Here is an 11,626-nt window from a genome sequence, read left to right as displayed (position 1 = left end):
TTCATTTCCATTTAAGTAACGCTCAACTGCTTGTAATTTATCTTCTACAGTATATTTAGCCATAGAAAAACTGCACCTCCAATTGTTAGATGTGTCTAACAATTGGGGTGCAGTTCAAAAAATGGACGTTTTCTTTTTTTTAGAATCCTTATTTATGAAAAAAGTCGTCATATTCCTAAGTGCTACATATTATAGCGAGAGGTGTTAAATATGTTTGTATTTGTTTCAAAGTTTTAGGATAGTTCATTAAGACATAGGAGGGCTGGGGAAATGAATAATGAAAACACAAAAAACCATTTTCTATGTGAAGCGCTCTACGACATAAAAGTACTCCAGGATGTGATAAAGGATTTCCATTCTAAATACTTTGGTCACCTGCTTGTGAAAATAGTGGGAAGTGATACGATTCCCTTTTTTTTAATAACACACAACGGTACTCATTTAAGATTAATGGATACGGTAAAGCAGTTTGAAACAGAGTTTTTTCGCATAGAGGCTATTGATAGAGAACAATGTCGAGGTACTGTTTCGCTTTTGCGAGCCTATGATTATAGTGGGCATGATACGAATTTAATGGCAGAGGTTGTCCGATTAGAGCGAACATCCTCAGAAAAATCCATTGAATTAAGTGGCATTTCTGCGATTCAGTTATTAAATCCTGACATGTTAAAAAGGAAATTTATTATTGAACCCAAAGAATGACAAAATTTTCAACTTATTTCAGCTAGTGTCCAAACAACTTTCCCTGTCGCTATCCTTTCGGTACAAAAGACATCCGCTGAATTGAGGAACTCAATCTAAGAACGCCACGTCCTGTGGCATTACTGAAATGACCGACATCGTGGCTGCCGCTACGTTAGCACTACGCTTTCGCACAAAAACATCTGCTGGCCTAAGCACAAAACCAATTCCGGACGCATTGATTATCTGCGCTAATTAAAGCGACATTGGCAAGTGTTTTCTGTAGCGAAAGCAAAGCGACAGCGACAAATGTTTTCTGCGCGAAAGCAAAGCGGCAGCGGCAATTATGCCGAGGCATAATTGAGACTATTAAAATAACATAATAATTAGAGCATCTGTCTAGGTGCACGTTGTATTCTTTGAATTTATTAGAAAGAGAATTTTACGAAGGGAAGAGGTTAATGAATGACAATTATCGGAATGCTGCATCATCGGCTAGATCCTAGAACTGTCCTTAAGTCATATGCTTTTGCAGCAGTTGCACAAGCTGAAGGGGCTCAATTTTTTTACTTTACACCCAAAAGCGTTGACTTTGATAAATATTACATTAGAGGAATGGTATATGAAAATGGTGATTGGCATGAAAAAGTGATGCCCTTCCCAGATGTTATATATAATGCAGGAAGTCCGGAAAAATTATCGGTATCAAAGGACATTATTGAGAAATTGAAAAAGGAAATACCTTTTACAACTTATTCTATAGGTAATAAATGGAATGTTATGAAGCGGCTTCAAGAAGCAAAGGAATTTGATAAGTATTTAATTCCATCTGAGATTGTGGAAAATGTTGATATACTCCATAAATTTATGGCTTTTAATGAAAAAGTCGTATTTAAACCGATAGATGGCCGGAAGGGAAAAGGGATATACTTTATTTCGAAAGTAGGAAGAAATAACTTTGAGGTAAAGAAGGATAGGGAAACAAATGTTTGTTCAAAGTCACAGCTAGATGATTTAATTAGAGAACAACTATCTACAGGCACCTTTATCGTGCAACCCTATATCCAATCAGTAACAGCATCAGGTCAAGTTTATGATTTTCGCCTTCATGTTCAAAAAAACGGTGAAGGTAAATGGGTTATAACGACGATTTATCCACGAATTGCACCTAATGGTTCGATTATACCTAATATTAACAATGGTGGTTTTACAAATTATTTAGATCCTTTTCTAGAGCAGGAATTTAAAGAAGAAGCTTATAATATTCGACGTATGCTAGAGCATTTTTCACTGTCACTAGCTAAACATTTAGATGAAATTCAGATGGAACAATTCGGTGAAGTTATTGATGAGATTGGCATTGATGTAGGTTTAGATGAGCAAAGAAAAATTTGGATGTATGAAGTGAATTGGCGACCAGGTTGCCCTCCTGCTTTTTATTTAGAATTAGACGTGGTCATCAATACTATAAGGTATGCAATGTACCTTGTTAAGAACCGAGGCCAAATTAAAAGGGAGATTTTGCAGCGTAAGAAAAATAAGGATTCAGTTGGAGGTAATGCTTTACCAAAAGGTAAGGCATTACCAAAAGAAAAGGTTCTACCAAAAGAAAAGGCATCACCAAATGAAAAAGTTTTACCAAAAGGAAAAGCTTTACCGATTATCGCGATTACTGGTAGTGCTGGAAAAACGACATCAAAAGCATTCCTTGCTTCAATTTTATCGGTAAAGTGGAATATTTTTGAGTCAAAAGATTATTGGAATACAACAGAGCATACAAAAAAACATAAAGAAGAAATTAATGCTTCACATGAGGCGGTTGTACTTGAGTACGGGATGGCTTATCCAGGTATCATAACGAATCACTGTAGCATTATTCAACCGAATATTAGTATTATTACAAATATCGGTTTAGCTCATGTGGGCAACTTTGATGGAGATATTAGAGGAGTGGCCAAAGCAAAATCGGAATTAATACATGGAATGGATCAAAACGGTTTATTAATATTAAATAAGGACGATGATAATTCTAAGTATTTAGAGACACAGCAATTTAAAGGGAAAATTTTAACAGTTGGTGTTCGTAACGCAGCGAACTATAAAGCTTATGATATTCAATATAAAGACATTGGTATGTCATTTAAAATAAAGCTGCATGGACAGGAAATTTCAATGTATATCCCAATTTTAGGAGAACACCATGTTTACAATGCGCTTAATGCCATTGCGGTTGCAGATTATTTAGGGTTTAGTCCAGAAGATATTAAAAAAGGGCTAAATTTCAAAAAACCACCTAGAAGACTAACAATTTATAACTGTCGCGATAACATTACACTCATTGACGATACTGTTCACTCTCATCCTCAGGGTGTACGTGCTGCTATTGATGTACTTACAAATATTGCGAAGAAACGTAAAATTGCTATAATTGGTCAAATGCGAGAATTAGGGGATTTGAGGGAAGAAGAATATCGTAAAGTGGGCGAATACATTTATGAGCAAGACATAGATCTATTCATCACTTATGGTTTCAGAACGCAGGAAATGGGAGCAGCAGCGAAGGCAAAAGGGATGGATCCTTCTAAAATTTTTCATTTCCTCAATAAGGAAGAATTACATGCACTCTTAGAGAAAGTCATAAAACCACATGACACCATTTTAGTAAAGGGTGCTAGTAAAACGAATATGTTTGATACGATTAAATTTTTAGATCAAAAATATCAAGAGTAAATAAAATATCCCGAGTAATTGACCTTTTGAAGGAAACAATTATTCGGGATATTTTTTATGCTAAATAAGTCTTTGTATGAGAGCATTTTCAGAAAGTATTCTAACTTCTTTAAGAGGGTGCTGAAAAAAGTTAAAGCCTCCGGAAGCAACTATCCAGAGGCATAATTGATAATTAAGATGGTTTTAGAATGAACTTTATTTCTTTTGCAGCTTTATAGGCTTTATTTTTAGCCTCCGCTAATGTTGCGCCTACCGCAATTACATATGCATAACGATGACCCATCGATAAAGGAGGAGTTAGCAATGCCCCTTTTTTGGGCTTTACATATACTTCCACAACTCCTGGTGAATTAGTTGCTCTATTTCTTCCTATAACTTTTTCTAAAATACCTTTACTTTGAACAATGACGTATTTTGTATAGACAAACTTTCTATGCTTTGGATTGATATCGGGGCGTTCACCTAAAAATAATTTAAGTGTTTCTTCCACTAAACTAAATCCGAAAGCGGCGTGAAGCATCGTATTCATTGCTCCTCCTGAGATTCGCGGATTAATCTCAATAAGCTTCCAACCATTTTTTGTTAAACGAAGCTCTAAGTGCAATGCACCATTTTCGATGTTAAACTCTTTCACAATTGATTGCAGTACCTCTTCAAGTCCGGTTTGAATATCTTTAGGAGCTTTAACGAGAACACCATAACCAGTAATGATAAAACGTTTACCTTGAGTAATTTCTTGTTCAATAATACCGATGATATTTGCTTGTCGGTTATAGACAAGTGCTTCTACTAAATATTGCGGACCTTCGATATATTCTTCTACCATAATTGTTTCACCAGGATTTTTGCTTCGTAGATGGCTCAGGTGTTTCTCCAGTTGACCTGTGTCGTTTGCTAATAAAACATCTTTGGAGCCTGTTGATTTTGGAGATTTTACAATCAGCGGAAATTCTATGTTATTAGTAACGGACTCATTTGGCTTGAGAAGAAAAAACTTCGGAGAATAAGGCTGGTTCTTTAAAAAATTTCTAGTTTTCTCTTTATCCTCCATCATCTCTATAGCTGTTGAAGATGTTTTGTTGTCACAAAATTCATCACATAAAATTGAGGCAATATGAACAAAGGGATCAACGAAACTAACGATAGTTTTTATTTCAAAGCCATTTTTAGATAAATTGAGTATTTCGTCTTTCATGATCTTTATATTCGAAGTATCAATAAGAATCATTTTATGAATATCTGGGTAGGCATTTCTCTGCTGTAATTGCTTTTCGTTGTTAGTAAAAAGTATGGTAAAATATCCCAATTTTTCTGCTGCTCTTGTTGCTTCACGACTTGACCCGGATTTGTTTGTGCCAATAAATATAATCGTTTTCAGGTATATCACTCCTTCTATTGTTACTTAGATGCTTAATCAACTATATATATATGCGAAGAAATAGCTTTCCTCTAGTTAAGTATCTCGTATACATCCAAGCAACTTTTAAGAAGTTACATATACTAGAGAGGAAAGGAGGGGGAAATAATATGAAGCCTCTTACGGTGCAGAATTTAACAGTCATTACTGCAGGCCATTTAGTGCAAGGGTCGGAGGAAGTGTTGATTCAACATGCGGCTTATCGACTGAAGCAAGTGAAAAGACCAAATACCGCCCTTTTTATGAGTAAACGTATTGTCAACTGGAAAGACTTAGAGCCACTTTATCCTTTAGTACTTGTAACCGATAGACTATACAGCGAATATGAAATACCTGAGCAAATAATCATCATTAAAGTAAATAATATAGATGAGGCATATTGGAAATTTGTAAATTATTATCGCAATCAATTCGATATCCCTATCGTAGCCATTACTGGTACTTCTGGTAAATCGACGACAAAGGAAATGATCAAACATATACTTTCTGAAGATCTAAAAGTAGCATCTACACCACTTAGTAGTAATTCTAGAACCGCTTCTTTGCAATATTTACTGAATATTGATGATCATACCGATGCAGCCGTTTTTGAAACTGCTGTTGGTTCACCGGGGGATGTCAGACTTGCGGGGGAATATTTCAAGCCGACTATTGGGATTATTACAAATATTGGGGCCCATCATTTAAATTATTGTAAAACTTTAGATGGGTATATCCAAGCAAAGGGTGAGATGTTGGACATTATTAGTCCCGAAGGAGCATTAATCCTTAATGCTGAGGATATCAACACAAGTAAAATAGATTTATCGAAGTTTCAAGGAAGTATTATTAAAGTAGGTAAGCATGAATCTTGTGATTTTCGAGCAAGTAATATTCGCTACCACAAAAACGGTATGCTGTTCAACGTTCATCACATGAAGAAACGCTATGAAATCTTTGTACCAGGTTTTGGCGAGCATCAAGTATATAATGCCCTTGCTGCGATTGCAGCTATTTATGAAATGGATTTGCCGATTTCGTTGGCAGCTAAACGACTGCAATCATTCCAAAAATTGAATAAGCAGCTTCAAGTTTTTAAGGGCATTAATAATTCCATGTTAATAGATGATACATGGAATATTACGACCACTTCTTTGGAGGCAGGATTAAAGGTTTTGAACGCGCTCGGAGAAGACAAGAAAAAGATTGCCATTATTGGAACGATTACAGATTTAGGGTCTTGGGGATATATTATTCACGAACAAGCGGGAGAATTAATCAGTCAAATTGGGGTTGATGTACTCATTACAATAGGGGAACATGCAAGCATTATAGCGGTTCATGCCATTGAGGCAGGACTGAATTCACCTGTGTATATTTTTAAAAATAGTACGCGTGTCTATAAATTGTTAGAAGACATTGTAGATGAAAATACGATTCTTTTCATTAAAGGAGATATGTATAGTAAAGAAGTTTCGAAGTTGGCAGATGATTTAAAAATAAAAAAAACATCTTCTTCTGAATAGATTTCACCTAAATAAATGTTATTTTTCATCATTTACTAGAATGAGCATTTCTATAGTCAATTGAAATGCAGAAGCATAGTCATATATTAGTTCATTTATTCAGAAAAATATTTTATAGAAAGGGGGCGTAGTTAACTTGCAACATATAAGTGTAACCGATATAAGAAAATTATTACAAGGAGAATTAATAAGCGGTTCTGAACTATGGTCTGTTAAACAAGCAATTTATTATAACCGACATGAACTGACCCAAAATCATACACTTATGTTTGTTAGTAGAAATGATACAATCAACTGGCAAGAAATAGATCGAAAAGGTCCGTCTCTAGTCATTTCTGATAAATCATCAGAGGAATTGAAAAATGCGCTGAAGAATACGACCGTTATACGCGTCAAGAGTATTGTGCAGTCATATTGGAAATTCATGGACTATTACAGAAATCTATTTCAAATACCCGTCGTTGCTTTGACTGGAACATGTGGTAAAACAACAACAAAAGAAATGATTAAACACATAGCTAGTAAGGAATGGAATGTTCAAGCATCTGTCAGCAGTAAAAATGAGCCACGGCAATCCTTACCCTACTTGACTGGAATCAATCAGAATACAAAAGCAGCAATCTTTGAATTAGGACTGGGGAATATAGGGAATATTAAACACCAATGTATGATCTATCAGCCTACGATTGGTATCATTACGAATATCGGAGTCCATCATTTAGATGGATGTATAAATCTTGATGGCTATATAAAAGCAAAGGCTGAAATTGTAGAAGGAATAAGAAAAGATGGCACTTTAATCATTAATGGTGATGATGAAAACATTAAAAAGATCCCCCTGAATAAATTTAAAGGGAAGGTTATTACCTTTGGCGTCCACGAAAAGTCAGATTATCAAGCTACGAATATCCAGTTCACAGAAGGCGGGATGAAATTTATACTAAAAGTGTCAAATGACAAATACAATTTATTTGTTCCAGGATACGGAGAACACCAAGTATATAATGCATTAGCGGCTATTGCTGCCGTAAAGGAAATGGGACTTTCCATTGCTGTCGCTATTTCGCAATTAAAAACGTTCAAAGCGATGGCACGGCACTTAGAGATTTCTAACGGCATCGGTGAAAGTACGATAGTAGATGATACATGGACAAACAACCCAACTTCTGTAGAAGCAGCACTAAAGGTTTTAGATACGATCGGAAAAGGGAAAAAAGTAATTCTTATTTTAGGTGACATTAAGCGATTAGGTAGTTTCGAAGAAAAATATCATCGAGAGATTGGCACAATGGTCGCGAAAAGAAACATTGATACGCTTATTACAATTGGCAATAGGGCAGAAAATATCGCGAACCAAGCGCTGAAGGAAGGCACTAAGGCAGATGTTCATAGCTTTAAAGATGTTACAGGAGTTTTAGATGTACTAAAGCCTAAGTTAGATAGTAATACCATTGTACTTATTAAAGGTCCAATGTCTAGCAAATCTATGATTGAATTTGCAAATCAGTTAAAAAATATATAATAGAAAAAGAAGCACTCCTTAAGGGAGGGCACTGAAAAACTTAAGTTTTCATAAAAGCGAACCTTTTTCAGTTGAAAATAAGGCACGTCTTGTTCAATTTTGAACAGGAAGTGCCTTATTTCTGTCTCTATTCCTTATTCTTTTTCGTTTAGTAGCTTTAATATCCGTTTCAAATTGACAGCGAATATCGTTGTAGCACCTTGAATTTCCATGCCAAATAGACCCGCAGTCGATGAAATGCTATCTCAACTGTTTTCCCAATAAGCATGTCTAATAAGCTTACGACTTGAAGACGAAGCCGACGAAATTTTGTAAGCGAACTTGAATCAATGACTGGATCTTCTGGCGCCAAATCCAAGAAATATTTGAATGACATATCGTACTTTGAACGCTCTACAAGGTCGACGTCTGATACATCATAAATCGCTTTTAATAATAAGTACTTAAACTTACGAATTGGAGGAATGGCATTACGTCCATTGTCTAAACAATATTTTGTTTTTAACTCTTCTAAAATGAATGAAAAATCAACAAGTTCATTGATTTGGCGAAGTATATTATCTTTTGGCACAACAATATCGTAGATCGCCATATATGGACTTAAATTAAGGGTTTCTTAATTTGATATCAACGGGGGCATCACCTGCACATTAATTCTTTTATTATAAATGAAAGCGTGACTAAAATAATAGTGTGATATATTGCGTTGTTTGGAGAAGCATCGCTCGACTCCTGCGGGAAAGCGAGACAGACGAGACCCCGCACGAAGCGTAGGAGGAGGCTCGGCGCTCGCCCGCGGAAAGCGAGCGGAATGCTTCGGAAAACAACAGTAGAGTCACAGTGCCAAATGAAAAAAGCGAGGTATTCAACGATAAAATCGTTAAATACCTCGCAATGTGAGAAGATATAGACTTTTTCAGTTCCCTCCCTTAAGGAATGCTTCTTTTCTAGCTACAATATAAAATGTCTTAAAAAACACGTTTTGCTGTAATATAATGATCTTTATAATAGTCAAATAATAGAACTCTTGTATTGATACCATTAGAACTTGGAATGATTAGACGCTGATCTCCTGCATAGATAGCTACTAGTGAAGGAGTTTTAGATCCTTTAACACTATTAAAGAACACCAAATCACCCTTTTTTAAATTGGCACGTGTAACTGTTGTTCCAACATTCATTTGTTCCTTTAAATTAGTTGTACCAAGTTTAATTCCACTCTTACGATAGATAAAGTCAACAAATCCAGGCGCTGTAAAGCGAAGACTTGCTTCATTATTTGTAGAGCTGATTTTTACTTTATTTTTATAATTAAAGGCGTTTTCAACAATTTTATCGCCTTTCGTAGCAGGATTCGCTGAAAGTAATGTAGGTAATACTCTACGGGCACCTACATAACTATTTGTATAATATGGCTTGCTATTTAAATCAGAAATAATAATATTTTGCTTAGAATCAGCCATGTGAATCATTTTATTGTCCCCAATATACATACCAACGTGATCAGGGTCTGTTCCCGTTTTTTTACTCTTAAAGAATAGTAAATCACCTTTTTGTAACTGATTTCTGTTAACAGATGTTCCTTGCTGTATCATATAATCTTCATTATAAGTCCCGAGGTCAACACCGTTTTTCTCGAAAATGTACATAATAAATGATGCACAAGAAAATTTATAAGGATATGTAGCCTTGTATTCAGCAGTGCTGTATGTCGACTTACCAATTAAGCTTTTTCCAGTTTGAATTAGTTGATCTGCCTTCGCAGCAACAGCCTGTGTGTTATTTTGAGCATTAGTTGTTGCAGCCTCTACTTCTATTGGATGAACAGTTGGTTCTACCATTCCCAATGTACTAAAACCTATCGTTAATGCTAATGTTGTTGTTAAAAATCGTTTATTCATGTTGTTAAGTCCTCCTGAAGCTATTTGTTAGGATTAATCCGATTTTGGCTTGCCATTGGAATTAATCGTAGCATGAAAAAGTAGGGCTTCTTTGAGGTAAATGTTACCACGGAGGATGGGGATTTGCTGCAAACACCTGATATAAAAGGCTTTGTCGCCTTAATTTACAGTTTTATTACAAATGTTTCAGTTGGGTGAAGTGTATGTAGAAATGAAAGGTAATAGGGATAGGCATTACTGCTCTTACGTATAGACAAAAGCACGTTTAGAAGAGGCTGGGACAAAAGAGTTTCAGCCAACAAAAATACCGAACTATCCAATGAAACGCTCATGAAGTGTTTCGGAATAGTTCGGTTTTTCTATTTATCGTGTTTTGTTAATTTAGAGATTATTCGGCTTTATAAAGGAACCATTTAGTTATGTCCCAGCCTCAAGTTGAATCTGATCACTTTCGGGACGTACCTGACTCGATCACCTTTAATAAAGGGGCCAATGCCATGAAAAAAATATTTCTCAGACAAAACGGAAATAACCCATCGTATTGCCGAATAACATGCCAGTTTGAATAGAGATTAACTTCTATAAAACTGTTTTCATTTAAATTTTCTGAATCATCTCCACTCTATTACCGAATGGATCTCTAAATTCAAAGCGTTCAAAATGAGGAATAGGAACTGATTCGAGAATTTCTATATGATGTTCAGCTAATGCCTTTTTCCACTGTTTTATATTTTCAACTTGATAGGCAATATGAGCCTTTGTCGTTAATCTATCAAAGCCATCCTCTGTCCCTACGTGAACCTCTTTATTGCCGACCTGTAACCAAAATCCACCTCGTCCTTTAAGGGAATTAGGCTTTTCAAGTTCTTTTAGTCCTAATACTTGACAGTAAAAATGTTTACCTTCTTGTTCTTCACCTTTTGGAATTGTTATTTGAACGTGATGTAAGCCTATAACCATTTTTTCTCCTCCTTTAAATCTAATTGATATTTACTTCTAGGATAAAAATGAAAAATCCTTTAATTTGACGAATGAATAGTATTTTTCCTCACGAATGTGGCCTTTGTAAAACCAGCGAGAATTAGGGAGTAAGCCCATAATAGCCATGAGGCATGGTATAATAATAAAAACGGAATAATAAGATAAAGGTACAAATCATAATTTCGATTTGTTTAAAAGGGAAGATCGGTGCAATTCCGACGCTGTCCCGCAACTGTAAATGGAGCACGTTTCAAAAGACCACTGTTACGCATAGTAATGGGAAGGTGAAAGGTGTGATAAACATAAGCCAGGAGACCTGCCTTTATCTAGTACAACCAAAAAGCCTACGAGGATAGGGGGGTGTTGAGTGTGACTAGAGAAATTCTCCTGCACGCTCATAGTACGATGATTGCTAAAATGGTAGCTTCTATTAATAATAGAAAGCTTTTTTCACCATGGCAAACAGCGTATTATGTCGTGTATTTGTCATAGTAAACATCTTTCTAAAGAAGGAAAGATGTTTTTTTATGCTTAAATTAAAGGAGTGTTACACATGAATCCACAAGTAATCGACTATTATGAAAGTCTGTTAAAATTTGAAGTCATGGAAAAGCAATATACAAGTACTTCTCAAACATTAAAGGAGATAGTTGAACAGTATGTAGGGCAGGATGCTGTTCATAAAAATGATATTTTAACAGCTTATACGAATGTAATGAAAGAACTAATTGGATAATTAGTTGGATATAAATCCTAATGATTATTATCTTTACCAAAATATAAGGCTACTTATGCTCACCATTTTACAGGGCATTAAGTAGCTTTTTAATGAAAACAATCTCTTTTGTTTACTATAACCCAATTATCTCAATAGGAATACATATATTTT

The 11,626-nt window shown here is 35.4% G+C and carries 9 protein-coding genes, 1 pseudogene and 1 riboswitch; of the genes and pseudogenes, 6 read left to right on the top strand and 4 right to left on the bottom strand.

Annotated elements, in window-relative coordinates; translation table 11 throughout:
* Positions 1–270 precede the first annotated feature (270 nt).
* Entirely contained in the window at positions 271–702 is a 432-nt protein-coding gene (locus ACQKNC_RS20825; RefSeq protein WP_427426635.1) for a hypothetical protein, read from the top strand.
* A 444-nt stretch (positions 703–1,146) separates the two neighbouring features.
* Positions 1,147–3,411 (top strand): YheC/YheD family protein, encoded by a 2,265-nt coding sequence (locus ACQKNC_RS20820; protein WP_427426634.1) that lies wholly within the window; start codon positions 1,147–1,149, stop codon positions 3,409–3,411.
* A 172-nt stretch (positions 3,412–3,583) separates the two neighbouring features.
* Here the strand turns inward: ACQKNC_RS20820 and ACQKNC_RS20815 are convergent, their stop codons facing one another.
* On the bottom strand, positions 3,584–4,789 hold the full coding sequence (locus ACQKNC_RS20815) for an ATP-grasp domain-containing protein (protein ID WP_427426637.1): 1,206 nt from the start codon (positions 4,787–4,789) through the stop codon (positions 3,584–3,586).
* A gap of 149 nt (positions 4,790–4,938) precedes the next feature.
* Here ACQKNC_RS20815 and ACQKNC_RS20810 point away from each other — a divergent pair, with 149 nt between their 5' ends.
* Positions 4,939–6,333: a UDP-N-acetylmuramoyl-tripeptide--D-alanyl-D-alanine ligase gene (locus ACQKNC_RS20810; RefSeq protein ID WP_427426633.1), complete on the top strand. Its 1,395-nt coding sequence runs from the start codon at positions 4,939–4,941 to the stop codon at positions 6,331–6,333.
* A 136-nt stretch (positions 6,334–6,469) separates the two neighbouring features.
* The gene (locus tag ACQKNC_RS20805) at positions 6,470–7,855 is read left to right on the top strand and encodes a UDP-N-acetylmuramoyl-tripeptide--D-alanyl-D-alanine ligase (RefSeq protein ID WP_427426632.1); all 1,386 of its coding nucleotides are present in this window, start codon (positions 6,470–6,472) and stop codon (positions 7,853–7,855) included.
* Positions 7,856–8,084: 229 nt separating this feature from the next.
* On the opposite strand, the pseudogene ACQKNC_RS20800 reads toward ACQKNC_RS20805, so the two are convergent.
* From ACQKNC_RS20800 to ACQKNC_RS20790, 3 genes and pseudogenes are all read right to left on the bottom strand, one after another.
* A pseudogene (locus ACQKNC_RS20800) lies at positions 8,085–8,447 on the bottom strand (transposase); the annotation flags it as partial.
* 376 nt (positions 8,448–8,823) lie between these two features.
* On the bottom strand, positions 8,824–9,756 hold the full coding sequence (locus tag ACQKNC_RS20795; RefSeq protein ID WP_427426631.1) for a C40 family peptidase: 933 nt from the start codon (positions 9,754–9,756) through the stop codon (positions 8,824–8,826).
* Positions 9,757–10,353: 597 nt separating this feature from the next.
* Positions 10,354–10,716: a VOC family protein gene (locus ACQKNC_RS20790; RefSeq protein WP_427426630.1), complete on the bottom strand. Its 363-nt coding sequence runs from the start codon at positions 10,714–10,716 to the stop codon at positions 10,354–10,356.
* A gap of 169 nt (positions 10,717–10,885) precedes the next feature.
* Positions 10,886–11,075, top strand: a riboswitch (cobalamin riboswitch).
* A 31-nt stretch (positions 11,076–11,106) separates the two neighbouring features.
* Between ACQKNC_RS20790 and ACQKNC_RS20785 the strand changes: the two genes are divergently transcribed.
* Positions 11,107–11,229 carry a hypothetical protein gene (locus tag ACQKNC_RS20785; protein ID WP_427426629.1) on the top strand — a complete coding sequence of 41 codons (123 nt, stop codon included), beginning with the start codon at positions 11,107–11,109 and terminating at the stop codon, positions 11,227–11,229.
* A 61-nt stretch (positions 11,230–11,290) separates the two neighbouring features.
* Entirely contained in the window at positions 11,291–11,473 is a 183-nt protein-coding gene (locus ACQKNC_RS20780) for a hypothetical protein (RefSeq protein WP_427426628.1), read from the top strand.
* The last annotated feature ends 153 nt before the right edge of the window (positions 11,474–11,626 follow it).

The organism is Lysinibacillus sp. NPDC094177 (genome assembly GCF_050279145.1).
Taxonomy (GTDB): Bacteria; Bacillota; Bacilli; order Bacillales_A; family Planococcaceae; genus Lysinibacillus.
This window is presented reverse-complemented; position numbering and strand designations above follow the sequence as displayed.